Raw genomic sequence first — 23,985 nt, 5'->3', positions numbered from 1 at the left:
TGTAAAAAAACAATCAAATTAACTGACTCTTTGTGTTCTTAATATCACAATTTTAATTCTAAACCCAAATTTAATAAAACAAAAAAACCGCCTCATGTAGTTGAGACGGTTTTCATAATTTACGGTTTATTATTTTTGTGCATGCTTTTTAGCATATTCGTTACTAGAATCTAACTGCACTACTTTTTGAAACGCGCTTGTTGCTTTTGATTTATTAATTGACAAATTGTAATTACCAATCATTGTATAAGCTTCAATAAGTGCATCTTTAAAAGCAGCATCGTTTGCACGGCCTTTTTGAGTTAATAAATTAATAAAGCCTTCGTAATCTTTTTCCATTTGTGCTAACGATGTTGGAGTATTTAAGTTACGATTTACACGTGCACTAATTAAATAAGCTTCAAAAGTAGGTGTTTTACGTAATGAACTATCTAAATTTGACTTTGCTTTATCTAATTGATCGTTAAACATAGGTTTATCACTTGCCATGTACAATGCATTTCCTTTATAATACATATCATACACATAATATGGCGATTTTTCGTCGGTTGATGCTAAATCAAAAACAAAATAAGCTTGTTCGTAATGTCCATCTTTAAATAAATCTACCCCTAAATCGTGTAAAGCTACTCCTAATTTTGGATTTTCTTTAACGGCTTTAGCCATTTCATCGATTGAATTTTTATAAACTCCTTCGTTAAAAGTACCGTCTTCGTTACGTGATGCTTCTAATTCAGACAAGCCTTTGTATAAATAATCAATAGGTAATAATTGATCTTTTTTATCTTGCACTTCAAAATACATGTTAATGTTTTCTTTAGCGTCTAAGAATTTACCATTTTGAAAATCGGCAATTGCACGGTAACGGTACATTAAAAAGTTATCACCACGTGTGTACCATTTAGTTCTAACTAAATCACCTAAGGATTTATAGTCTTTATTTTTAATTAAGTAACCTGCTAATTCGTTATCGGCATCTAAACTTTCGCCAATCATTCCATGGTATTTAAAGTAACTTTCAACACCTTTGTCTAGCAAACTTCTATCGTCTTTAAAACGTGCATAATCAGCATAAGTTAAACCTAATTGTTTATATACATCAATAAAATTAGGGTCTTTACTTACAATAGTATCGTATACTTTAATTGCATCTTCAAATTCGTTACCCGCACGAAAAACGTCGGCTAACTTCATTTTTGGCAAAAAGCTATTTGGAAACATTTTTGATGTAGCATAATATACACGGCGTGCATCTACAAATTGTTTTTCTGCAAAATAAATATCACCACGTGCAATATGCGGCTCAGGAGTATCTTTATTAACAAGTAGTGCCAAGTTTACATAATCTAAAGCGGCTTTAAAATCGGGCTTTGGAGCAAATGTATAGGCGTTTGCAATTACTAAATAGGTTTCGTAATCATTTATTCCTAAATTTAATGTTGCAGCATTAAATTTTGATTTTGCTTCTTTATCTTTTTGTTCTAACAAGCCAATTTTAGCAATTCCAATGTTGTTTACATCGGCATCTTTTACAGCTCTTAAACCTTGTTTAAAGTAAAAACTTGCAGAATCTTTATTGTTTTCGTTTAAATGAATTACCCCTAAACGATAAAAATTTCTTCCTTGGTTGGGTTGTGTGCGTACCAACTTATAAAGTTCTTTCTTAGCAACATCGTAACGACCGTACTTAATAGCGGTATCAATGTCGGTATCGGTTTGTGCGTTTGCACTAAAAATGAAAGATAATAAAGCTAAACTTAGGGTAATTTTTTTATTCATAATTACTAAGGTATTGAAAAATCTAGATTATTCTACTATGTTTATTTCTCGTTTGGGTAATTTTATTGGCATTAGCCCAGATTTTAATATAATACGCTGCCCTTTATCCGAGGCTGCAAAACTTGCAAAACCAGTTCCTAAACCAGTTTTTCCTTGTGTATCAATTATATTTATAGTTCTTATTAACGGATAAGTATTATCGGCAATGTTACTTTGCGATGGTAATACATGCTTTTTTAGTGCATTATTATACACCAACATAGAGCGTAATTTACTACTGTTTTGTTTGATGTTTTCGCTAGGATTAACCATCCAATTTAAACCTACTACACCTATTGCGTTTGTATTTTTGTTAATGTAAGATACAATTTCATCAACTGTTTTTGCATAATATACATTTTTACTTACGGTTTTTACTTTTGCATCGTTCATAATTGAATTTACAATACTTGAATTTACATCATGAAATACAAATATTTTATCTGATGTTTTGGTTCCTTTAAAAACAGCTACCACATCATCATAATTCATCAACGTATCGTTACTGCCTTTTTGAGTGATAAACAACACCGCATCTTTAGCAATTGGTGTAATTTTAGGCACCACTTTTCCTTTAAAAACAGCTAATTCTTCTTCTGTAAACGATTTTGGAACAACTGCCAATCGAGCTGAATCGTTATAAATTGCATCTAAAATATTATTTTGTGCAAGCATTTTTAATTCAATATTTGCATTGCTGTAATAACTTTTAAACACCTGGTTTAATTCTTCAATTAAAGGATACACCGTTGATTCTACATACATTTGGGTATCTCCTTGGTTATAAGCTTCGCTAACTTTTGGTTCAATCACCTTTTTATCTTGCTTACAAGATATAAGGAAAACCAAGCCTAAAACGCCCAAAAATAAATGCTTCATTTTTTTAACTTTAATTGATTGCTAAATCTACTAATTTTTTTTTTAATAAACTTTACAAATTTTGCATTTTTAACAAACAAAAATTATATCTACCAAATTTGCGGGTTTATTACATCTTAAATACTGCATAAATTGCAACATAAACGTAAAAATCTTGCCGAAGCAAGATTTATTTTTAATTGTTTATTTTTATTTTTATAGGCAATGTAAACATTGAACGTACTGTATTCCCGTTATGCTCTGCAGGTTGCCATTTAGGCATAGCTTTTAAAACACGTACTGCTTCTTGCCCCATTCCTAATTGATCTTCTACAATTTGTATATCTGTAAACGAACCGTCTTTTTCAACAACAAAACGCAATTTTATTACCACTTCAGACAATTGGGTTTGACTAGGATTTTTTGAAAACTTACGAATAAATAATTCGTAAAATTTATTAAAACCTTCTGCCGGAGCAGCTTTTTTTTGCACTAAGCGTACAATTTCGTTAGGCTTTAAGGTGTTACTACCATTAATAGCGCCATTTCCTGTATTGTTATTGCTTGTGGTAGTTTGTGTTCCGGGTTTTGTACCATTTGTATTTAAACTACCGTTTGCCGATGCATTTACATTTACGGTACTTGAATTTGTTCTATCATTAAATTCATTTTGTGCTGTTAAATCGTTTGTTTTTACGTTTTGGTCTTTATCAATTGTAATATCTGTTAGCTTTTTATTATCCATTACATCGGCTTTTGTTGCTACAGCTTTTTTATCAACATTAGCAGTTCCTAAAGGTTTTTCTACTTTAGGTTTCATTTTTTCAACTAAATTAGTCTCAACCAAAACTACTTTTTCAGGTGTTGGTTCAGGTTTAGATGTTATTGTAGTAGTATTTTTAGTTGAAGCGTATAAATAACTGCTACCAAAACCAAAGCTAATTAATGCCAAACCAATTGCCAGTGCAATAAATGTATTTTGACCACTTTCTTGGCGTAATTTATAAGCACCGTATAATTTATTGCGGTTTTCAAACACAATATTGGTCCACTCTTTTCCTAATAGATTTAAATTGTTCATAATTAAATATTTTATAAGTTAAGAGTAATTATCATACCATACATTTAAAGTTTTAACAAATTAACAAACCACTATTTATACAATAACGCTGTTTTATAAAGAATATTGTATAAAACAAAAAAAAAGACAAGAAATTAATCTTGTCTTATATTTATAATTCTAAAAAACCTAATAATGCTGTACACTATTAACAAAACACCAAACAATAAGCGGCGGTTATAAGATAATTCTAAAGGAATTGATTTCCAAAAGATAAACATGCAACCTAATACAAAGTAAAGCATTAAAAAAACCAAGCCTAAAAAGAACAAAAATCGCTGTAAAAGCGATTTTTGTTTAAAGTTATTTATAAAATTTTGTAACATATTAGTTAACTCTAATTTTAATAGGTAATTTAAAGCTAGAACGTACTGTTTTACCATTATGCTCTGCTGGTTTCCAAGCTGGCATTGATTTTAACACACGAATTGCTTCTTTACCAATGTTATGCGGATCTGGACCTGCAATTTGAATATCACTAAAAGAACCATCTTTTTCAACAACAAATTTTAAAAGAACCGAAATTTGAGTTACGCCGCCACCCACTTCAGGAGCGTTAAATTTACGAGTATAACTTTTGTAAAAACTTTCTAAACCTTCGTTTGGTGTTGCTTTTTTCTGAACAAAACCCCAAACTTTATTAGGATTATCGTCGTCTGATTTTTTATCACCCGTTCCTTTTCCTTCAGAACCTTTTTCGGCACCTCCGGTTTGCTTACCGTCGTTTTTTAACTCACCATTTCTATCACCTTCTCTGTCTTCACGTCCAGATGTTTTGTTATCATCAATATCGGTTTGTGCAGTTTTTTGTTCGTTTTTAACTTCGTTATCTTTCTTAACTTCGGTTTCAACAAACTTAACTTCTTCTTGCACAGATTTTGATGCATCTGCTTGTTCAACTTCTTTAGGTTCTTCTTTAATTTCCTCAACCGGTGGTTCTGGTTCAGGTAATTCTGGTAATGCGATTTCGGTTATTGAAACCTGTTCGGTATCTTTAGATTTATTAAATTTATCGCCAAAAAATGTTTTAAATAAAACCGATCCACCAAAAGCCAAACCGATACACACAATACCAAACATAAGTGCCAGTAAAGTGGTTTTAGGATTTTCTTGACGCAATTTGTATGCTCCGTAGGCTTTATTTCTGCCTTCAAAAACAATATTGGTCCAATCCTTTCCAAATAAATTAATATTAGCCATAGTAGTTTATTTTATTTATGCTTATTGCATAACTGCTTTTTCGTCTTCTGTCATGTCTTGTATTGCGTAGATTGCAACACCTGTAATTGCCATTTCATCTAAAATATCAATCATATCGGTGTATGTTGCATCTTCAGTTGCTTTAATTAACACAACAATTCCATCTTTACCAGTTTGCCCTTTTGCCTTTAAGTTGGCCATTTTTTGCAAAATAACCTGACGTATACCTGCCTTACCGTAAGTAGAATCGGTTGGACCAACTCCTAAGTACGGATCGTTAAACATACCCATGTAGTATTTTAATTTACGGTCTTTCCCCATTAAAATAGTCATGGTTTTAGATTCCTTTGCCTCTTGTGGCGGCGTTGGATCATCTTTTTCTAACTTATCAGGCATAGTCAAATCCATTGACTGAGGTTTAGATAAAGAGGTAGTTAACATAAAGAACGTAATCAATAAGAATGCCAAATCTACCATTGCTGTTAAATCAACACCGGTGTTTTGTTTTTTACTTCTTACTTTTTTACCGCCTTTGCCTTCGTTACCACCTGTATTTAATTCTGCCATTTCTTTTTAATTTTTAGTGATTAAAAGTCTTCTGATCTTAAACCTGTAACAAGGTAAAAGCGGTTTTGACGTTGTTTTTGTAAAATATCTATTATTTCTTTAATAGTACCAAATTGTTCGTTAGCATCACCTTTAATTGCAACTTTTAAGAACGATTCTTTACGTTGCCAAGATGATTCACGCGCTAAACGTACCCAACTAGAAAGTTGGTTGTTTAATGAATCTTTATAAGGGATTCCTTTATGGAATTCTTCTTTCATTCGATCGCTTGGCGCTTTAGCCAACAAGCTCTTCATTTCACGTATATCAGCACCAAAATTTTCTAATCCAGCAAAAGCATTTTTTTCTGCTTCGGTGAATTCAATTTTATATTCATTACCCATTCTGGTTAAGATATCTTTACGATCTTCTCTTCCTGCAATACCAATAAACACGTTTTCTTGACCAACGGTAATTGATAAAATATCGTCTGAAGGAATTTTAGTTTCCTTAGTAGATGCAGGCAAATCAACAGGGTGAACTTCTGGTGTTTTTGCTGTAGAGGTTAAAACGAAGAATGTTAGCAATAAGAACGATACGTCGCACATTGCGGTCATATCAATTCTTGTACTTGATTTTTTCATTTTTGCCATATTCTTTCTTCTTTTTTAACCAGATTAAATCTGGAAATTATACAATTTATACGATTTACAATAAATGATTATTTATTGTGTCTTCTGTACGATTGTGTAATTGCGAAACCAGCTTCGTCGATAAAATGAGTTAATTTATCAATTTTAGTTGTGAATACGTTGTAGAATACAATAGCTAATGTAGATGTACCAATACCTGTTGCAGTGTTCATTAACGCTTCAGAGATACCAGTTGCTAAAGCAGAAGAATCAGGTGAACCAGCAGTTGATAAAGCCGAGAATGCTTTAATCATACCTGTTACTGTACCTAATAAACCTACTAATGTACCAATAGATACTAAAGTTGCTAAAATAATCATGTTTTTTTCTAACATTGGCATTTCTAATACCGTAGCTTCTTCAATTTCTTTTTGAATTGTTTCTGTAGCTTTATCTGCATCAAAACCTTCGCGTTTTACTTCTTTTAACTTAACTAAAGCTGCTTTTACAACGTTAGCTACAGAACCTTTTTGCTTGTCTGAAAGCTCAATTGCATCATCAATTTGATTTGCGTTAACTAATGATTGTACCTTTGCAACATAACCTTTAACATCTCCAGATCCTGCAGCTTTACTTACTACAATAAATCTTTCAATACCAAAAACAATAGTTGTTGTTAATAATCCAATTAATACAGCAATAACATATCCACCTTTATACATCATTCCCATTAAGTTACCTGGAAGCGGGTCACCTTTAGGATCTCCGTTCATAAAGTTCGTAGAGCTACCTAATACAAAATCCCAAATAACATATCCAAATGCAAGACATGCTAAAATTGTTAGTGCCGCAGCAATGTTAGATAATCCTGAACCGCTTGGATTTTTCTCAACTGTTTGTGTCATCTTAATAAAATTTAAATTTAATGTTTACTCAATTTTTAAAATTAGTTTTTTGCTTGCATTCAAGCAAAGCAAATTTACTTTTTTAGTTTAAATAAAAAAATAATTTTTCACTCTGTATGGCTAAACAACTTAAAATTAACTAAAAAGAAACAATTACTTTACTTTTTGTTGTTTTATTGCCATATCTAATATTTTATAAACGATTAATTATCATTATTATTGCTTTTTAACACCAATTTTTTAGTAACAATTAATTAATATACCTTTTTAAGTTGTTTTTTTAGTAAAAAGAAGTTCTTATCTTTATAAAAAAGATTATTTATTTAGAATGGATTTAGAAAATTTTAAACAAACTATTAAAGACGGTTATACTTTTAAAACCGACTTTATAACTCTTGGGGGCGCAATGGCAAACAACCAAGCAATTGCAGACTTACTGATTAACATACCTTTAAAAACCTTAAACCGCCATGGTTTAATTGCTGGTGCTACTGGTACAGGTAAAACAAAAACCATACAAGTACTATCGGAACAACTATCAAACAACGGAATTCCTGTGTTGATGATGGATATTAAAGGTGATTTTAGCGGAATTGCAGCAACTGGTGTAAAAACACCTTTTATTGAAGAGCGCCATGCAAAAATGAATTTACCTTTTAATCCAACTGCCTTTCCTGTTGAATTATTAACCATATCTAAACAAAATGGGGTGCGTTTACGTGCTACAATTTCTGAATTTGGACCCGTTTTACTTTCGCGTATTTTAGATTTAAACGATACACAAGGCGGCGTTATGTCGTTAATTTTTAAATATTGCGACGACCATCAATTGCCTTTACTAGATTTAAAAGACCTTAAAAAGGTAATACAGTTTATTACAAACGAAGGTAAAGAAGATATTGAAAAAGAATACGGGCGCGTTTCAACCGCATCAACGGGTGCCATTTTGCGTAAACTTATAGAATTAGAACAGCAAGATGCCGATTTGTTTTTTGGAGAAACATCATTTGATATTAACGATTTAATGCGCATTGATGAAAACGGAAAAGGATATGTAAACATTTTGCGTTTAAACGACATACAAGATAAACCTAAACTTTTTTCAACCTTTATGTTGTGCCTTTTAGCCGAAGTGTACAATACGATGCCCGAACAAGGTGATAGCGGTCGTCCGGAATTGGTTATTTTTATTGATGAAGCTCATTTAATTTTTAACGAAGCCAGCAAAGCATTGTTAGATCAAATTGAAACTATTGTAAAATTGATTCGTTCAAAAGGAATTGGCTTGTATTTTATTACTCAAAACCCAACCGATGTGCCCGATGGCGTTTTAGCTCAATTAGGTTTAAAAATACAACATGCTTTGCGTGCTTTTACCGATAAAGACAGAAAAGCCATTAAATTGGCATCAGAAAATTTTCCTTCAACACCTTTTTATAAAACAAACGAAATTATTACCCAATTGGGTACTGGTGAAGCATTAGTAACTGTTTTAAATGAAAAAGGAATCCCTACCCCACTTGCTGTTTGCATGATGCAAGCACCAATGAGTAGAATGGATGTGTTACAACCTAATGAAATTGAAGATTTAATAGAAAAATCGACCTTAACTAAAAAATACAACCATGTAATTGATCGTGAAAGTGCGTATGAATTGCTAAACAAAAAAATAGAAACCATACAAGAAGATCAACCCGAAACAACCACTACAAAAACAACGCGAAGCACCACACCTAAAAAAGAAGAAAGTTACTTTGCAAAGCAAGTAATTAAAGTATTAACAAGTGCAACTTTTTTAAGAGGCGCTTTTGGTGTACTAACCAAAATTTTAAAAAAATAAAAAATAAAGCAGACTATTTGTCTGCTTTATTTTTATTAAGTAAACTTAACATTAAATTTTCTACTTCTTTAGTTTGCCAATTGTTGTGAATATTAGGCAATTTCATTACTTCGTCCATTACGCTTTTCTGAAAATCACCAATTGCTAAAGCATCTTCATAAGGATTTAAACTAAAAGTTACCCTGTCATACAAAGGCAACCATTTTTCGGGATGCATTTTTGTAAACCATGCTTCAATTTTCTTTTGTAGTAAAAAATTAGCATCGGCCGTTTTGGAACTCATTTCCATAAAATTTCTGTACGAAAGTTCAGCAATAGCATCGGCATTTGGCTTGCGTATTTCTTGATATTTCTTAAATACAGTTGCAACATCGTTAGGAAACATATCTAATAAATCACTTAAAGCAGTAATATCTTCAAAGCCAGCATTCATACCTTGTCCGTAAAAAGGTACAATTGCATGTGCCGAATCGCCTATTAACGCCACTTTATCTTTATATGTCCATGGATAACATTGCATTGTTACTAATGACGACGTTGGATTTGCAAAATAATCTTTTTTAAGATCAACTATTAAATCTTTTGTATCAGAAAAATATTCGGCAAAAAACGCTGTTAATTTTTCTTCGTTATTAATTTCTTCAAACGAATTTTCACCTTCAAAAGGCATAAATAAGGTGCAAGTAAACGAACCATCATCGTTAGATAAAGCAATTAACATAAACTCACCACGCGGCCAAATATGAAACGAATTAGGATCAATTTTATGTGAACCGTCTTCGTTTGCAGGTATAGTAAGCTCTTTATATCCTATATTTAAAAAATATTGCGAGTAATTAAAACGATTTTGACGTTGCATGCGGTGACGAATGCGCGAAAAAGCACCATCGGCGGCAAAAATTTGATCGTACTGATGGTGTTCAAAAGGTCCGTGTTCGTCTTCGGCGATATATAAAGTTGCGGTATCAAGATTTATGTCCCAAATTTTTTGATTGAATTGGAATTGAACTCCTGCTTTTTCAGCTAAATCAATCATCATTCGGTTTAAACCACCGCGTGAAATAGAATAAATTGCTTCGCCATTAATACCGTAGGGCTGAAATGATAATGAACCATCTTTTAAATGAATGGCGCGTTTATCCATTGGTATGGCTATTTTACGAATTGCATTGCCAATGCCAACTTTATCCAAAGCATGCCATCCGCGTGTTGACATGGCTAAGTTTATAGAACGCCCAGAAAATTTTATTTTACGAATATCTGCACTACGGTCAAAAACCGTTACATTATAATCTTTCTTTTTAAGATAAATGCCTAAAAGTGTTCCCACCAAACCGGCACCCGCTATAGCGATATCTTTATTTTTTGTAAGCATATAATTGCTTTTTGTTTGCTTTTTTACGATTGATAAAAGTACTAAATTGTACAATAGCCACCAAAGTTTATTGCTTTTATTACTACTTTTATTTAGTTGATTTACAAACTATTTTTAAATTATATTTAAAAAAAACTCCTAAATTTCTTTAGGAGTTTTTTTTTAATTTTTCTCAACTACAGGAGAAGCATTTATTTTTCTGCTTAAATCTAAAGAGATTGCTGCTTTTTCCATTTTAATTTTACCAGCCATTGTTTCAACTACCATTGTAGTTTCAGCAAGTTCAGAAATTCTTCCGTGGATGCCTGCTTTGGTTACAATTTTATCACCTACTTTTAAGCTGCTTTCAAATTCTTTTTCCTTTTTTACTCTTTGTTGTTGTGGGCGTATCATTAAAAAATACATTGCTGCCATTATTAATACAAAGGGTAAAAATTGTTGTAAATTTTCCATTATAAATTATTCAATTACGTTTGCTTTAATTGTTAACATTTCACTACCTGCTTGGGTATTGGTTGTTAATGTTATGTTTTTACTTTGTAAACCTGGACTGTTTGCAGAAAATACTACTTTCATTTTATCAGATTTCCCAGGTTTAATTGGTGCTGTTGGTTTTTCTGGAACGGTACAACCACATGAAGCTTTAGCATCAATAACTACTAAATCTACAGTACCCTCATTTTTAATAATAAATTCAAATTCACCTTTGCTTCCTTTTTTTAAATCGCCAAAATCGTGAGTGGTTTTGTTGAAAGCAATTTTAGGATAACCATTTTGTGGCGTTTCATTTGCTGTTGTTGCAGTTGTTTCTGGCGCTCCTGCTGCTGCATTTGGCTGTGTTGTTGCTGGTGTGTTATTTGTTGCTGTTGGTTCTGCTGCTGTTACGTTGTTACCAATGCGCGACGATGCGTCTTCTTTTTTATTACAAGCAACTAAACTTAAAGCGGCAAAACCCGCTACTAACATTAATTTTTTCATAGTTTTATTCAATTAATCCTCTTCCTATTTTATTTAGTTTATTTTCTTCGCGGTATTTTTTAACTAATGCGTCTAAAATTCCGTTGATAAATATACTACTTTTTGGTGTTGAATATTCTTTTGCAAGTTCTAAATATTCGTTAATTGTTACTTTTACAGGTATCGATGGAAATTTTTGTAATTCACAAACACCTAAATTTAGAATAATGGTATCAACTTCGGCAATACGGTCTAATTCCCAATTACGGGTTTTGTCTTCATATTCTTTTACAAAAACATCGGCATTTAAAGCTGTTTTTCTAAACAACTGTTTTGCAAAATCTTTGTCTTCGTCGTCTTTAAAAACTTTATTTAATTTAAAATAACTATTTTCGTCTTTTAAGCCTTCTAATTGTTTTAAGATCGCAGTGTTTACAACTGGAATATCATCAATCCAAGAAATTTTATAATCTTCTAAAAATTCGTAAATTTTTTCATTTGGAGCAATGAAATCAGTAAATAACTTAATTACAAATTCTTTGTCTTCAGCAAATTTATTAACACCATTGCGCATGTATTGTTTGTACAAATCGCTGGTTTTAATTTCTTGCAATAAGGTTTTTATGTAATGATCGTTTACATGAAATTGGTTTATATGTAGTTCTTCTGTCCAATTTTTTAAAGTTTCAGACTGAACCAATATTGTTAACGCTAAGTTATTAATGAATTTTTTGTTAGGATTTTTTTCTTCGGGAGTAGCTAAGTGTTTTTGTGCCGATACTTCTAAAAATTCTGCTTCAACTTTTTGAAGTTCTACTAACGATGACAACATTAGAAGGTATAATTCACGAATATTTTCTAGACTGTTGAAAAGATATTTTTCATATACATCTAGTTGATCAGATTGGTTTTGAGTCATTGCATAAATGGCTTGCAATACTTTTGAACGGATATGACGGCGGTTTACCATGCTACTAAGAACTTAATTTTATAAAAGAAAGCGAAAACCTTTATGATTTTCGCTTTGCAAAATTAAAACAAAATTTTAAATTTTATTTATTTTCTTGTTTTTTCTTTTCAATACGTTGTTCAGCCATTTTCATAGCAGCCTGGTTTGGCGTAATGTTTTGATCTTTAGCAAGGTTTAAAATATCTAAAGTTGTGTTGTAAATATTTTCGGTTCTACGAATAGCTTCGTCTGAACCATATTTAGCAATTTCGCCAAAAACATTAATAATACCACCAGCATTAATTAAGAAATCGGGTGCATAAACAATACCTTTTTCTTGTAACATTTTTCCATGAACAGCTTCAACTTCTAACTGATTGTTTGCTGCACCAGCAATTACTTGTGCTTTTAATTTGCTAATTGAATCGTTATTTACAGTTGCGCCTAATGCACAAGGTGCATAAATATCAACATCTAACGTATACAAATCGTTGCCCATGTAAATTTCTGTATTGTATTTTTTAGCAACTTCTTCTACACGCTCTTGGCTAATATCGGTAATTGTAACTAATGCACCAGCGTTTACTAAGTGCTTAACTAATGTTTCACCTACGTTACCAATACCTTGTACTAATACTTTTTTACCGTTTAAATCGTCTGAACCAAATTTAAATTTAGTAGCAGCTTTTAAACCCATGTAAACACCGTATGCAGTTACTGGAGAAGGGTTTCCAGAACCACCTAAACTTTCAGAAATACCCGTTACGTGTGGAGTAATTGTGTGAATTAAATCCATATCAGGTGTAGTAGTACCTACATCTTCAGCAGTAATATATCTACCGCTTAATGAATCTACGTATTTAGCAAAAGCCTTAATTAATTCAGGGTTTTTATCTTTTTTAGAATCGCCAATAATAACTGCTTTACCACCACCTAAATCTAAACCTGAAATAGCTGATTTATAAGTCATTCCACGAGACAAACGCAATACATCGTTTAAAGCTTCCCATTCTGAAGTATAATTCCACATACGTGTACCACCTAAAGCAGGTCCTAATACTGTATTGTGAATACCAATTATTGCTTTTAAACCAGTATCTTTGTCGTGGCAAAATACAATTTGTTCATGGTGATCAAAGGAAATTTGTCCAAAAACTGGATCAATTTTTTTTAACTCCTCCGGAGTATATGTGTTTGTTGTCATAATTTTACTTAATTTGATAATTTCAAATATAAAACAATTTATTTTATTATTTTTTTACGAAATAATTATTATTAAATAAGCAAATTTATCATAAATTCAAACAACAAACAACAACAAAAAACTAAAGTTTAATAAAAAATCAACAAAAATATCACATAAGAAATGAAAGAACTTCAAAAGCTTAATAAATATTTTTATAAATACAAATATCGATTTCTAATTGGAATTGTAATAACCATTGTTTCACAAATTTTTACCGTTTTTACACCCCAATATATAGGCGATGCTATTACTGTTCTAGAACATTTTTTAAAGAACCAATTAACCGCTACCCAAACAAAACAAGCTTTATGGCATAATATGTTGCTTATTGTAGGAACAACACTTATTGCTGGTTTTTTTACATTTTTAATGCGCCAAACTATAATTGTTATGTCGCGCCATATTGAATTTGATTTAAAAAATGAAATTTACAATCAATACCAAAAACTAAGTTTAGATTTTTATAAAAAACAGCGCACTGGCGATTTAATGAGTAGAATTTCTGAAGATGTAGCCAAAGTTCGCCAATACGTTGGCCCTGCAATAATGTATTCTATAAACACTATTTTTAGAATGGTAATTGTAATTGTTCAAATGTACATTATATCACCAACACTTACTTGGTATTCATTAATACCTGTGCCTTTTTTAGCAATTTTAATGTACAAGTTAAGTACCGAAATTAACCGTAGAAGTTTTGCATACCAACAAAATTTATCTAAACTTTCATCGTTCTCACAAGAAATATTTTCAGGAATAAGAGTAATTAAAGCCTATACTTTAGAAAACCGTGAAAACAGCGCGTACAACAGCGCAACTACTGAAAGTAAAAACAAATTCATGCGTTTAACTTTTACAAATGCACTTATTGGCCCCTTAATGATTCTACTTATTGGTATAAGCAACGTACTTATTGTTTTTATAGGTGCACGCATGTACATAAACGGCAGTATTACCGAAATTGGTATAATTGCTCAATTTATTTTATACATAAATATGTTAACATGGCCTATTGCATCATTAGGTTGGGTTTCTACAATGATACAAGAAGCCGATTCATCACAAAAAAGAATCAATGAATTTTTAAACGAAGTTCCAGCAATACAATCAACCACAAGCCTAGAAAAACAATTAGATGGCAAAATTGAATTTAAAAACGTACAATTTATTTACGATGACACTAAAATTCAAGCTTTAAAAAACATATCGTTTACAATAGAAAAAGGAGAAACAGTAGCTTTTTTAGGAAAAACTGGATCGGGAAAATCAACTATATTACAATTAATTTCTAGATTATATGATGTTAGTTCAGGTGAAATTTTAATAGACGAACAAGAAATCAAAAACTGGAATGTACAAAATTTACGCAACCAAATTGCAGTTGTACCTCAAGATGCCTTTTTATTTTCAGATTCTATCAAAAACAACATTCAGTTTGGTAAAGAAAACGCAACACAAACAGAAATTGAACATTTTGCGAAAATTGCCGATGTACACAATAACATTATGCAATTTGAGAAAGGTTACGAAACCATTTTGGGCGAACGTGGTATCACATTATCGGGCGGACAAAAACAACGTGTTTCTATTGCACGTGCTTTAATTAAAGATGCTCCTGTTCTTTTACTTGATGATTGCTTATCGGCAGTTGACACCGAAACCGAAGAACGCATTTTAAACAATTTAACCGATATTTCTGCTCAAAAAACAACCATTATTGTTACTCACAGAGTATCTTCAGCCAAAAATGCCGATAAAATTATTATTTTAAACGACGGCGAAATCATTGAGCAAGGCACTCACAATCAATTAATAAGCAAAAACGGTTACTACACCAATTTATACAACAAACAATTATCAGAAAAAGATGTACTATAATTTTTGTTTTATTTAGTTTTTTTTTAGACTTTTGAGCGGATGTAAAAATTTTAACAGAACGAAAGGACTATGAGAGACAATGAAATGCTAGAAAAAGAAGAAATTTTTTCAAAGGTATTAAGAGCTGGTAGAAGAACTTATTTTTTTGATGTAAGATCTACTAAAGCAGATGATTACTACGTAACAATAACCGAAAGTAAAAAATTCACTGAAGAAGATGGATCATTCCATTTTAAAAAACACAAAATTTATTTGTATAAAGAAGATTTTACTTCTTTTAAAGAAATATTAAACGAAATGACCGATTATGTTTTAGCACAAAAAGGCGAAGAAGTTATTTCTGAAAGACATCAAAAAGATTTTAAAAGAGAGTTAGCAGGTGCTAAAAGCTTTACAAATGTTGAATTTGATGATTTTTAACATTAAAAAATTACCTAATTAATACCGGATAAAATGTCCGGTATTTTTTTTTAAGCTTATGAAAAAAATATACTTTGCTTTATTTATTTTTATTTCGATAGGTATATACGCACAAACCAATTACGAACCCGAACAAATAATTTGGAACGGAAAAACATACCCTTATCGTTACCACCACATGGAACAATACTTTAGGTATTACCCAAGTAAACGCCCAATTGTTAATAAAGATTCTACTATTTTAAACCGCAATTACGTTGCTGTGTTTGAAGTTATTAATAAAAAATTTTACTTAAATAATTTATTTATTTCAGGCACCAATTCAAAAATAAAAAACCAATCTGTTTTAACACAAATAAACTCAAAAAACGAACCAATGTTCTTAAATTGGATCAACGGATTATTTGATATTGGCATAAGTGGAGAAAAGTTTGTGAAAAACGATAGCATTACCCCTGTTTATGATAATTACATTGTTTTCGAGGTGAAAAAAGGCGAAATAACACGAACCGAAAACTTTACCTACAACCAACTTAAACTTTTTAAAGATTATCAATTACGCAGGTTTAAACAAACTATTGATTACGATAAATTATTACAACGATTAATAAATAATGGTATGAGTCCGTTCGAAGCTTCAACCCACATTTATAATTTCATATTATTTTACAGCAAAAGCAATTTTTTAAAATAAAAAAAACAAGCCTTAAAAGCTTGTTTTTTTATTGCCAACTGCTGTACAAGACATAGTTGTTACTAATACGTTCAATTTCACCCGCAAATGCCGATGCTTCCAATTCTTTTACTCTTTTTGCAGGTATACCCGCATAAATTCCATTAGGCAACAATTCCATATTTTGTGTTACTACCGCACCTGCTGCTACTATAACATTGCTATGTACGGTACAATTATCCATTACAATTGCCCCCATACCAATTAAAACGTTATCATGTATGGTACAACCATGTACAACAGCATTATGTCCAATTGACACATTGTTACCAATTATTGTAGCATGCTTTTGATATGTACAGTGTATCACTGCATTATCTTGTACGTTTACTTTATTACCTAATTTAATAAAATGCACATCTCCACGTAAAACAGCATTATACCACACACTGCAATTATCTCCCATTTCAACATCGCCAATAACCGTTGCATTTTCTGCTATAAAGCAATTTTCAGGATATTTAGGAGCTTTACCTTTTATAGATTTAATTAACGCCATAGTTATAAAAATAAAAAATCCCGATAAATATCGGGATTTAATTTTATATATTAAAAGTTAACTGACGGGCAGTTACATTTGTAATTACTTTCTTTGCACAAGAAGTTAAAGCCAAGGGTAAGTTGGTGAAAACCGTTGTTATATAAAACATTGCCAATTTGGTGTGTATAGGTATAACCAACCATAATGTTTTTAAACTTAACTCCTAAAATTGGAGAAAACGAATTATAATTTTGCTTTTTAGGCTGTCCATCGGCATCTTTTACATAATCAGCACCTTCAAACATAGTTCGGTAAGAAAGTCCTGCAAAAAACTGACCGTTAGCGAATTCTTTATACATTTTTAAATTTACATCCAACATAGTTTCTTGCGTTTTTTCAATGTACTGAAACAACATCGATGGTTCCCAAGAAAAACCTTGATCACGATATGAACGATACCCTCTGTTTTTTGCAAAAACATATCCAGTAGATACAATAAATTTGCGAAGATTATCACTTTCAACCGTAGAATAAATTTCACGATCAGAAGTAATAACATTTTTTACAGTACCGTGTGCGTAAAAATCTAAAAAGTGATAAGAAGCACCAATATCTACATTAAAATAATTGTACTTTAATTCTGAACCATTTACAGATGGATCAAAAACATTACCCCATTCAGATTGATCTAATTGTGAATTAACTAAACCACCGCTAATACCAAACGATAATTTGTTTAAATCATAATCGCTACGTGAAAATGTAATATGGTGCGCGTAAGTTAATCTTGCACCAGCTTGCTTATGATATCCATTTCTATCATTAAAAGCAACAAAACCTATACCCGATCTTTCTGATATAGATGTATTAAAACTTGCAGTTTGTAAAGCAGGCGCATCTTTTTCGCCAAACCATTGTTGGCGCGCTGTTAAACGAACTTTAGCACAATTTGCTATACCTGCCATAGAAGGGTGTATTAAAAAATAATTATCTGTAAGATAATCTTGATAAACAGACACTCCTTCTTGTGCGTTACTTATTTGCGACACAAATAATGAAGATATAACAACTAATAAAGATTTAGTAAATATATTCATAAATTCTTTTTTTCTCTTTAGAAATGGTTAACAAATATATAAAAAACTATAATAACCTTATACTATGTTTTAAAATATATCTAATAAATATTACGAATTCAAATATGTTAATTTTACGTTTAAATTCCAAATATAAATATTCAATTGATATTTCTTTGTTAATTTTGAAAAAAATCTTAAAAAATGTTTAAAATAAATATAAAAGCTACTCAAAACCCAGCAATCATTAAGTTTGAATTTCCAGATTTTATAAGCTATGGAAGCAATTTTGAGTTTAAAAACATAGATGAAACAGAAAATTCACCTTTGGCACGCCAACTTTTTTACCTTCCTTTTGTAAAAACAGTGTACATTTCTGGAAATTTTGTTGCTGTTGAACGTTTTTCTATTGTTGAATGGGAAGATGTACAAGACGATGTTAAAACCCAAATAGAAGATTTTGTTACAAACGGAGGTAAAGTTTTAATTGAAACTTCAAATGAAACTATTAAAAAAATTCCTGTAACGGTTTACGGTGAAACAACACCTAACCCTGGAGTTTTAAAATTTGTAGCCAACAAACCACTTACTAAAACGGCTGTTGAATTTAAAAATATCGACGAAGCCAAACCATCGCCACTTGCCATTGAACTTTTTAAATTACCATATGTAAAAGAGGTGTTCATTGATGAAAATTATGTTTCAATCACAAAATTCGATGCCTATCAATGGGATGAAATTTCAATTGAAGTACGTTCATTCATAAAACAATTTATTGAAAACGGCGGTACAGTGATCGACGAAAGTCTAATTACACAAACTAAAGAACACGAACAACAACAAGATACCTATTTTGATAATTTAGATGTAACATCGCAACAAATTATAAATATATTAGAAGAATATGTAAAACCCGCAGTGCAATCAGACGGTGGTAATATTACATTTGAAAATTACAACGATGCTACTAAAAAAGTTACAGTTACATTAAAAGGTGCATGTAGTGGTTGTCCTTCATCAACCTTTACACTTAAAAACGGAATTGAAAACATGCTGCGTGAAATGCTTCAAAATAACGAAATTGTTGTTGAAGCTTTAAACGGATAATATTCAAGGTTGAGTTTTCTCAACCTTTTTTGTTTCTATCATTAAAAATAAAACATGCAAAATCAACTTAAAAATGCACTTTCACCCTACCTATTGCAACACGCCAATAACCCCGTTCATTGGCAAATGTGGAACGATAAAAACTTACTTGGTGCAGCAAACGGAAACAAATTAATTATAATAAGTATAGGATATGCGGCTTGCCATTGGTGCCATGTAATGGAAAAAGAATGTTTTGAAAACGATGATGTTGCACAGGTGATGAATACTTTTTTCAACAATTTTAAAGTTGACAGAGAGGAACACCCCGCAATTGATAGTTATTACATGCAAGCTTTACAATTAATGACAAAACAAGGCGGCTGGCCTTTAAACATAGTTGCATTACCTAATGGCTTACCCGTTTGGGGTGCAACTTACGTTCCTAAAGACCAGTGGATTGATGTTTTAAAACAATTGGCTTCGCTTTATGATACAAATCCAAATAAAATGTATGAATATGCTGAAAAATTACAAAACAGCATAGATTTAGCCAACAATACACTTGAAATTTATCCTAAAAACCACTCCAGCTTTTCAATAGATACGCTTCTAGATAATTGGAAAAAAAGTTTTGATTCCGAATTTGGTGGCTATCAACGCGCTCCTAAATTTATGATGCCTACTAACTTAAACTTTTTATTTAGTTATGGCAAAACCACTCAAAACAACTACTTATTAAAACATGTAACATTAACCCTAACCAAAATGGCTTATGGCGGTTTGTTTGATGTGGTTGAAGGAGGATTTTCGCGATACAGTGTAGATCACTATTGGCATATTCCACATTTCGAAAAAATGTTGTATGATAATGCACAATTACTTACAACATACACAAATGCCTATTTACACACCAAAAACTACTTATTTAAAGAAGTTGTTTTTAAAACTACTTCGTTTATATTAAATAATTGGCTAGATGCCTCAGGTGGGTTTTATGCTGCATTTGACGCCGATAGCAAAAACATACTTAACAAAAATCAAGAAGGTGCTTATTATTTTTGGTGCGAAGATGAATTAAAAAACATAATTTCAAAAGAAGAATGGCCCTTATTCTGCAATGTATTTTCAATAAATAAAGATGGTTTTTGGGAAGAAACGCGAGCTTATGTCCTTTTTCAATCTGAAGATTTAGAAACAATTGCAATTAAGCATGAAATAGATACAAACGATTTAAAAAACCTAAAACAAAACTGGGAAGCTTTACTTGCTAAAAGCAAAGAAAATCGACCTAAACCTTTGTTAGACGATAAAATAATTACGGCCTGGAACGCCCAGTTACTTACTGGTTTACTTTCGGTTGTAAAAATTGATGATTCTGAAAAAATTAAAACTTCAATTAATAACCTTTCAAACTTTATTCAATACAAAACATTTAAAAACAACATCTTACATCGCGTTTTTAAAAACAACAACGAATATATTGCAGGAACTTTAGAAGATTATGCATTTACCATAGAAGCTTTTATTCAGCTTTTTAACAAATCGCAACAAATAGAACATTTGCAATTTGCACAAAGCCTAACCTTTTTGGCATTTGACTATTTTTTTGATGAAAACCAAGGGTTCTTTAAAGCCTCAACGAATTCATCAATTGGTACAATTTTTGAAATAGAAGATAATGTAATACCATCGGCAAATGCAATTATGGCACGCAATTTATTTTATTTAGGATTTATGTATCAAAATACTTATTTCACTAAAATAGCTGTTGATGCTACAAATAGGGTGTTGGCTCAAATAGATTATGCCAGTGCTTATTCTGAATGGCTTACAAACCATTTAATTTTTAATCAAAATTTTAAATACATTATATTAAACAACGTTACAAACAATGAATTTAATAGTATTTACAATTCTAATATTTTTTATTTAATAATCAACAATTCATTAAATATTCCTATTTTAGAAAATTATAAAAATCAAACAAAAAAATATCAAGTTTGTAACTTAAATAGCTGTTTAGTAGAAACAAACAACTTAAATTCAATTTTAAATTAATAACAATGAAAAAAACAATCTTATTACTTTCGTTTGGATTATTAACCCTTACAACAACCGCACAAGTAACTGTTCAAACAGGAACCACTTTAACATTTAAACCACTTTCTAGTTTTACCGATGAAACTGTAGCGGGTTCAAAATATTTAAAAGAAGCATTTCAAAGTGCTAAAGTAAATAAAGGCACTCAAGATTTTTTAATTAGATACAATGCTTACTCAGATTTAATGGAATATAAAAACGGTAAAGATATTTTAGAACTAATTAAAGAAAAAAATACGCATTTTGCATTTGAAGACGGAAGTGTTTTTGAACTTTTTCAATATATTGACAATGGAAAATCGTACGAAAGATACCATAGTGTTTTAGTAGATCAAAACAACGTTAAAGTTTCTAAATTTATAAGTATCAAACTAAATCCTGCACAAAAGGCAGCTAACAGTTACGAAACTGACACGCAAGCAATTTATAAATTAAATAGAGATAAATATTATATAACTTACAATAACGAAACTTTTGAGTTTGACGGTAAACAAAAAACGTTCGACAAATACATGCCTGAAAAATCAGCTGCTATTAAAAAGTTCTTAAAAGAAAATAAAATTAAAGAAAACGATAGTGATTTAATTAAGTTAGGTAACTTTTTAGCCACTTTATAAAAACGAAAGACTCCGCAAAAACGGAGTCTTTTATTTTTTAGTTGTTAGCATAAAATCTTTAAGGTAATAAGGTTCAAAGTAAGCCACATCTTCAAACTCGTTTTTTTGAAATTTATCAAAACTTAAAATGCTCATTTCTTTTGCTGAAGGATAAATATTGGCATCATAATACACAAATTTATCTTCATTTAAAACAGTTTTACATTTTAATGCACCATCACCCACTAAATGAATATTTTCGTTTCTATCTGCAAAAGCATTTTCATCAACAATTAAAGCTTCTGCAGCAGCAATTGCTTTGTGTTTAACATTGAACATTTGAGTAAAAACTTCCATTCGTCTGGCATCAATCATTGGAACGATTACACCAGAATTAATTTTAATTTGCGCTGCCAAAACAGCCAATGTATCAACCGAAATTAAAGGTATATTTAAGGCATAACAAAAACCTTTTGCAGCCGAAACACCAATTCGTAAACCAGTGTATGACCCTGGTCCTTTACTAACTGCCACCGCACTTAATTGGTTAATACCGATATTTATTTCTTGTAAAACATTTTTTACAAAAACATGTAATTTTTCAGCATGGTTAAATTGTTCTTCCGAAATTTCTTTAAAAGCAACTGTTTCGCCATTTGCCGAAATACTTACCGAACAATTTTTAGTAGCGGTTTCAATATTTAAAATATAAACCATGGCACTATAATTTACTTTTCTTTTTACTTTTCATAATGCGATAAATTACCACACCACCAATTAATAACAACAAGTACGGAAAAGCCATTAAATACACAATACCATCGTTAACAGCTTCGGCTTTTAAACCTGTTTCTTCGGTTTCTAACGATGCCCTGCACATAGCACATTGTGCAAATCCTTCTAAAGAAAACAGAAAAAAGAAAATAGAAAATAAATAGTAGGTAATTGTTTTTTTAGTGAACATAATAAGGCGAAATCATTAAATATACAATTACACCAGTCACCGCAACATACAACCACATAGGGTATGTTATACGAGCTAATTTTTTATGGCGTTGATAAGCCCCCGAAATTCCACGTACAAATGTTACCAATACAAACGGAATGATTATAATTGATAGTAAAATATGTGTTATTAAGATAAAAAAGTAAATATATCTTAATGCACCCTCACCACGATATTTAATATCAATAGATGTCATATGATACGCCACGTACATTGCTAAAAATGCCAATGAGCAACCAATACAAATTTTAATTAATTTTTCGTGTAATGATTTATTCCCTTTTTTAATTGCAGCAACTGCCCATATTAATAAAACAGCAGTTAAACCATTTATAGTTGCATATATAGGTGGCAAAAAAGTAAGTGGTTTAACATTGTAACCCAAATCATGTAAGTTTACACTAAATAAAATGGCTACCACCACAGGAATTGCAATTGATAAAATCCAAATCCAAATATTGTATTTTTTTTCAATTTGTACGTTTTCCATTATTCTTTAATTAATTGTTGAATGTCTTCTTTAAGCATTTTTAACCCTTCTGCATTGGTTCCATCATAATATGGAAAATCAGAATTTAGAGCGATATCACGGGCACGAATCATTCCATTTTTATCAACCAAAGCAAATAAGCCCGAATGTTCAAAACCACCTGGTGCATCGCTATTTTCACCTACATATAAGTTAAACTTTTTAGATAACGCAAAAATATCGTCTTGCTTACCTGTTAAAAAATTCCAGTTTTTCATGGTTGCACCTAAAAATTTAGCATGTTGCTTTAAGTTTTCAGGTGTATCTGTTTCAGGATCTATGGTGATTGAAACAATACCAAAACGTTCTTCTTTTTGAAATTCGTTTTGAATTTTAACCATATTTTCGTTCATAATAGGACAAATAGTAGGGCAAGTAGAAAAGAAAAACTCAACCAAATATACTTTTCCTTCGTAATTTTTATTTGAAATGATTTCGTTGTTTTGATTAGTGAACGAAAAACTAGGAGCCTTACCTACTTCTAACAAATCATTTCTGTTAGCAACATTTAAACGATCGCTTTCAACTACCGAAGCATCTTTAAAACGGTTTACAATTTTTGGTACAAAGTAAATTCCAAAAATCAATACAATTAATGAAATCCAAATGTAAGAATAGTTTTTTTTCATTA

Annotated in this window: 25 protein-coding genes; 7 read left to right on the top strand and 18 right to left on the bottom strand. The window is 31.0% G+C overall.

Annotated features, from left to right (window positions below; genetic code table 11):
• Positions 1-129 precede the first annotated feature (129 nt).
• The 7 genes from P3875_RS03950 to P3875_RS03920 all read right to left on the bottom strand — a co-directional run bounded on the left by P3875_RS03950 (position 130) and on the right by P3875_RS03920 (position 7,079).
• On the bottom strand, positions 130-1,779 hold the full coding sequence (locus P3875_RS03950; protein ID WP_303444969.1) for a hypothetical protein: 1,650 nt from the start codon (positions 1,777-1,779) through the stop codon (positions 130-132).
• Positions 1,780-1,806: 27 nt separating this feature from the next.
• Positions 1,807-2,697, bottom strand: coding sequence for a PstS family phosphate ABC transporter substrate-binding protein (locus tag P3875_RS03945; RefSeq protein WP_303444968.1), 891 nt, complete (start codon positions 2,695-2,697; stop codon positions 1,807-1,809).
• Between the two features lie 175 nt (positions 2,698-2,872).
• Positions 2,873-3,757 (bottom strand): energy transducer TonB, encoded by an 885-nt coding sequence (locus tag P3875_RS03940; protein ID WP_303444967.1) that lies wholly within the window; start codon positions 3,755-3,757, stop codon positions 2,873-2,875.
• Between the two features lie 366 nt (positions 3,758-4,123).
• Positions 4,124-4,996, bottom strand: coding sequence for an energy transducer TonB (locus P3875_RS03935; protein WP_303444965.1), 873 nt, complete (start codon positions 4,994-4,996; stop codon positions 4,124-4,126).
• A gap of 21 nt (positions 4,997-5,017) precedes the next feature.
• Positions 5,018-5,563, bottom strand: coding sequence for an ExbD/TolR family protein (locus tag P3875_RS03930; protein WP_303444963.1), 546 nt, complete (start codon positions 5,561-5,563; stop codon positions 5,018-5,020).
• 20 nt (positions 5,564-5,583) lie between these two features.
• The gene (locus tag P3875_RS03925; protein ID WP_303444961.1) at positions 5,584-6,195 is read right to left on the bottom strand and encodes an ExbD/TolR family protein; all 612 of its coding nucleotides are present in this window, start codon (positions 6,193-6,195) and stop codon (positions 5,584-5,586) included.
• Between the two features lie 68 nt (positions 6,196-6,263).
• On the bottom strand, positions 6,264-7,079 hold the full coding sequence (locus P3875_RS03920) for a MotA/TolQ/ExbB proton channel family protein (protein WP_303444959.1): 816 nt from the start codon (positions 7,077-7,079) through the stop codon (positions 6,264-6,266).
• A 328-nt stretch (positions 7,080-7,407) separates the two neighbouring features.
• On the opposite strand from P3875_RS03920, the gene P3875_RS03915 reads away from it, so the two are divergent.
• Positions 7,408-8,919, top strand: coding sequence for a helicase HerA-like domain-containing protein (locus P3875_RS03915; RefSeq protein ID WP_303444958.1), 1,512 nt, complete (start codon positions 7,408-7,410; stop codon positions 8,917-8,919).
• Positions 8,920-8,932: 13 nt separating this feature from the next.
• Here P3875_RS03915 and P3875_RS03910 read toward each other — a convergent pair whose 3' ends face one another.
• The 5 genes from P3875_RS03910 to P3875_RS03890 all read right to left on the bottom strand — a co-directional run bounded on the left by P3875_RS03910 (position 8,933) and on the right by P3875_RS03890 (position 13,404).
• Complete coding sequence (locus P3875_RS03910) at positions 8,933-10,294, bottom strand: FAD-dependent oxidoreductase (RefSeq protein ID WP_303444957.1); 1,362 nt, start codon at positions 10,292-10,294, stop codon at positions 8,933-8,935.
• A gap of 162 nt (positions 10,295-10,456) precedes the next feature.
• The gene (yajC, locus tag P3875_RS03905) at positions 10,457-10,747 is read right to left on the bottom strand and encodes a preprotein translocase subunit YajC (RefSeq protein ID WP_303444956.1); all 291 of its coding nucleotides are present in this window, start codon (positions 10,745-10,747) and stop codon (positions 10,457-10,459) included.
• A 6-nt stretch (positions 10,748-10,753) separates the two neighbouring features.
• Positions 10,754-11,272, bottom strand: a complete 519-nt coding sequence (locus tag P3875_RS03900) for a DUF1573 domain-containing protein (protein WP_303444955.1) — start codon at positions 11,270-11,272, stop codon at positions 10,754-10,756.
• 4 nt (positions 11,273-11,276) lie between these two features.
• Positions 11,277-12,221: a transcription antitermination factor NusB gene (gene nusB / locus P3875_RS03895; protein ID WP_303444954.1), complete on the bottom strand. Its 945-nt coding sequence runs from the start codon at positions 12,219-12,221 to the stop codon at positions 11,277-11,279.
• Positions 12,222-12,303: 82 nt separating this feature from the next.
• A complete protein-coding gene (locus tag P3875_RS03890; RefSeq protein ID WP_303444953.1) occupies positions 12,304-13,404 on the bottom strand; it encodes a Glu/Leu/Phe/Val dehydrogenase dimerization domain-containing protein in 1,101 nt (366 codons plus the stop codon).
• 162 nt (positions 13,405-13,566) lie between these two features.
• Here P3875_RS03890 and P3875_RS03885 point away from each other — a divergent pair, with 162 nt between their 5' ends.
• The 3 genes from P3875_RS03885 to P3875_RS03875 all read left to right on the top strand — a co-directional run bounded on the left by P3875_RS03885 (position 13,567) and on the right by P3875_RS03875 (position 16,438).
• Complete coding sequence (locus P3875_RS03885) at positions 13,567-15,324, top strand: ABC transporter ATP-binding protein (protein ID WP_303444951.1); 1,758 nt, start codon at positions 13,567-13,569, stop codon at positions 15,322-15,324.
• A 69-nt stretch (positions 15,325-15,393) separates the two neighbouring features.
• On the top strand, positions 15,394-15,744 hold the full coding sequence (locus P3875_RS03880; protein ID WP_303444950.1) for a PUR family DNA/RNA-binding protein: 351 nt from the start codon (positions 15,394-15,396) through the stop codon (positions 15,742-15,744).
• A gap of 58 nt (positions 15,745-15,802) precedes the next feature.
• Positions 15,803-16,438, top strand: coding sequence for a hypothetical protein (locus P3875_RS03875; protein WP_303444949.1), 636 nt, complete (start codon positions 15,803-15,805; stop codon positions 16,436-16,438).
• A 28-nt stretch (positions 16,439-16,466) separates the two neighbouring features.
• Here the strand turns inward: P3875_RS03875 and P3875_RS03870 are convergent, their stop codons facing one another.
• Positions 16,467-16,976 (bottom strand): gamma carbonic anhydrase family protein, encoded by a 510-nt coding sequence (locus P3875_RS03870; protein WP_303444948.1) that lies wholly within the window; start codon positions 16,974-16,976, stop codon positions 16,467-16,469.
• A gap of 50 nt (positions 16,977-17,026) precedes the next feature.
• Positions 17,027-18,055, bottom strand: coding sequence for a PorP/SprF family type IX secretion system membrane protein (locus P3875_RS03865; protein WP_303444947.1), 1,029 nt, complete (start codon positions 18,053-18,055; stop codon positions 17,027-17,029).
• A gap of 183 nt (positions 18,056-18,238) precedes the next feature.
• Between P3875_RS03865 and P3875_RS03860 the strand changes: the two genes are divergently transcribed.
• From P3875_RS03860 to P3875_RS03850, 3 genes are read left to right on the top strand one after another with little or no spacing between them, the layout of a single operon-like run.
• Positions 18,239-19,141 carry a NifU family protein gene (locus P3875_RS03860; protein ID WP_303444946.1) on the top strand — a complete coding sequence of 301 codons (903 nt, stop codon included), beginning with the start codon at positions 18,239-18,241 and terminating at the stop codon, positions 19,139-19,141.
• A 54-nt stretch (positions 19,142-19,195) separates the two neighbouring features.
• Positions 19,196-21,181, top strand: a complete 1,986-nt coding sequence (locus P3875_RS03855; RefSeq protein ID WP_303444945.1) for a thioredoxin domain-containing protein — start codon at positions 19,196-19,198, stop codon at positions 21,179-21,181.
• A 5-nt stretch (positions 21,182-21,186) separates the two neighbouring features.
• On the top strand, positions 21,187-21,840 hold the full coding sequence (locus P3875_RS03850) for a hypothetical protein (protein WP_303444944.1): 654 nt from the start codon (positions 21,187-21,189) through the stop codon (positions 21,838-21,840).
• A 30-nt stretch (positions 21,841-21,870) separates the two neighbouring features.
• Here the strand turns inward: P3875_RS03850 and tsaB are convergent, their stop codons facing one another.
• Genes tsaB through P3875_RS03830 form a run of 4 tightly spaced genes read right to left on the bottom strand, consistent with a single transcriptional unit; the run spans position 21,871 to position 23,983 of the window.
• A complete protein-coding gene (gene tsaB, locus P3875_RS03845; RefSeq protein WP_303444943.1) occupies positions 21,871-22,536 on the bottom strand; it encodes a tRNA (adenosine(37)-N6)-threonylcarbamoyltransferase complex dimerization subunit type 1 TsaB in 666 nt (221 codons plus the stop codon).
• A 4-nt stretch (positions 22,537-22,540) separates the two neighbouring features.
• Complete coding sequence (locus tag P3875_RS03840) at positions 22,541-22,783, bottom strand: hypothetical protein (protein WP_303444942.1); 243 nt, start codon at positions 22,781-22,783, stop codon at positions 22,541-22,543.
• Positions 22,773-23,315 carry a DUF420 domain-containing protein gene (locus tag P3875_RS03835; protein ID WP_303444941.1) on the bottom strand — a complete coding sequence of 181 codons (543 nt, stop codon included), beginning with the start codon at positions 23,313-23,315 and terminating at the stop codon, positions 22,773-22,775. The genes P3875_RS03840 and P3875_RS03835 overlap by 11 nt, the downstream gene beginning before the upstream one ends.
• The gene (locus P3875_RS03830) at positions 23,315-23,983 is read right to left on the bottom strand and encodes an SCO family protein (RefSeq protein WP_303444940.1); all 669 of its coding nucleotides are present in this window, start codon (positions 23,981-23,983) and stop codon (positions 23,315-23,317) included. The genes P3875_RS03835 and P3875_RS03830 overlap by 1 nt, the downstream gene beginning before the upstream one ends.
• Between the last annotated feature and the right edge of the window lie 2 nt (positions 23,984-23,985).

Origin of the sequence: Myroides sp. JBRI-B21084, from assembly GCF_030545015.1 — a bacterium.
In the GTDB taxonomy this organism is placed as follows: Bacteria; Bacteroidota; Bacteroidia; order Flavobacteriales; family Flavobacteriaceae; genus Flavobacterium.
This window is presented reverse-complemented; position numbering and strand designations above follow the sequence as displayed.

What these genes read in the sequence shown, in the direction of transcription:
- P3875_RS03950 (WP_303444969.1), bottom strand. Translation starts at nt 1,779, where the DNA reads ATGAATAAAAAAATTACCCTAAGTTTAGCTTTATTATCTTTCATTTTT.
- P3875_RS03945 (WP_303444968.1), bottom strand. Translation starts at nt 2,697, where the DNA reads ATGAAGCATTTATTTTTGGGCGTTTTAGGCTTGGTTTTCCTTATATCT.
- P3875_RS03940 (WP_303444967.1), bottom strand. Translation starts at nt 3,757, where the DNA reads ATGAACAATTTAAATCTATTAGGAAAAGAGTGGACCAATATTGTGTTT.
- P3875_RS03935 (WP_303444965.1), bottom strand. Translation starts at nt 4,996, where the DNA reads ATGGCTAATATTAATTTATTTGGAAAGGATTGGACCAATATTGTTTTT.
- P3875_RS03930 (WP_303444963.1), bottom strand. Translation starts at nt 5,563, where the DNA reads ATGGCAGAATTAAATACAGGTGGTAACGAAGGCAAAGGCGGTAAAAAA.
- P3875_RS03925 (WP_303444961.1), bottom strand. Translation starts at nt 6,195, where the DNA reads ATGGCAAAAATGAAAAAATCAAGTACAAGAATTGATATGACCGCAATG.
- P3875_RS03920 (WP_303444959.1), bottom strand. Translation starts at nt 7,079, where the DNA reads ATGACACAAACAGTTGAGAAAAATCCAAGCGGTTCAGGATTATCTAAC.
- P3875_RS03915 (WP_303444958.1), top strand. Translation starts at nt 7,408, where the DNA reads ATGGATTTAGAAAATTTTAAACAAACTATTAAAGACGGTTATACTTTT.
- P3875_RS03910 (WP_303444957.1), bottom strand. Translation starts at nt 10,294, where the DNA reads ATGCTTACAAAAAATAAAGATATCGCTATAGCGGGTGCCGGTTTGGTG.
- yajC (WP_303444956.1), bottom strand. Translation starts at nt 10,747, where the DNA reads ATGGAAAATTTACAACAATTTTTACCCTTTGTATTAATAATGGCAGCA.
- P3875_RS03900 (WP_303444955.1), bottom strand. Translation starts at nt 11,272, where the DNA reads ATGAAAAAATTAATGTTAGTAGCGGGTTTTGCCGCTTTAAGTTTAGTT.
- nusB (WP_303444954.1), bottom strand. Translation starts at nt 12,221, where the DNA reads ATGGTAAACCGCCGTCATATCCGTTCAAAAGTATTGCAAGCCATTTAT.
- P3875_RS03890 (WP_303444953.1), bottom strand. Translation starts at nt 13,404, where the DNA reads ATGACAACAAACACATATACTCCGGAGGAGTTAAAAAAAATTGATCCA.
- P3875_RS03885 (WP_303444951.1), top strand. Translation starts at nt 13,567, where the DNA reads ATGAAAGAACTTCAAAAGCTTAATAAATATTTTTATAAATACAAATAT.
- P3875_RS03880 (WP_303444950.1), top strand. Translation starts at nt 15,394, where the DNA reads ATGAGAGACAATGAAATGCTAGAAAAAGAAGAAATTTTTTCAAAGGTA.
- P3875_RS03875 (WP_303444949.1), top strand. Translation starts at nt 15,803, where the DNA reads ATGAAAAAAATATACTTTGCTTTATTTATTTTTATTTCGATAGGTATA.
- P3875_RS03870 (WP_303444948.1), bottom strand. Translation starts at nt 16,976, where the DNA reads ATGGCGTTAATTAAATCTATAAAAGGTAAAGCTCCTAAATATCCTGAA.
- P3875_RS03865 (WP_303444947.1), bottom strand. Translation starts at nt 18,055, where the DNA reads ATGAATATATTTACTAAATCTTTATTAGTTGTTATATCTTCATTATTT.
- P3875_RS03860 (WP_303444946.1), top strand. Translation starts at nt 18,239, where the DNA reads ATGTTTAAAATAAATATAAAAGCTACTCAAAACCCAGCAATCATTAAG.
- P3875_RS03855 (WP_303444945.1), top strand. Translation starts at nt 19,196, where the DNA reads ATGCAAAATCAACTTAAAAATGCACTTTCACCCTACCTATTGCAACAC.
- P3875_RS03850 (WP_303444944.1), top strand. Translation starts at nt 21,187, where the DNA reads ATGAAAAAAACAATCTTATTACTTTCGTTTGGATTATTAACCCTTACA.
- tsaB (WP_303444943.1), bottom strand. Translation starts at nt 22,536, where the DNA reads ATGGTTTATATTTTAAATATTGAAACCGCTACTAAAAATTGTTCGGTA.
- P3875_RS03840 (WP_303444942.1), bottom strand. Translation starts at nt 22,783, where the DNA reads ATGTTCACTAAAAAAACAATTACCTACTATTTATTTTCTATTTTCTTT.
- P3875_RS03835 (WP_303444941.1), bottom strand. Translation starts at nt 23,315, where the DNA reads ATGGAAAACGTACAAATTGAAAAAAAATACAATATTTGGATTTGGATT.
- P3875_RS03830 (WP_303444940.1), bottom strand. Translation starts at nt 23,983, where the DNA reads ATGAAAAAAAACTATTCTTACATTTGGATTTCATTAATTGTATTGATT.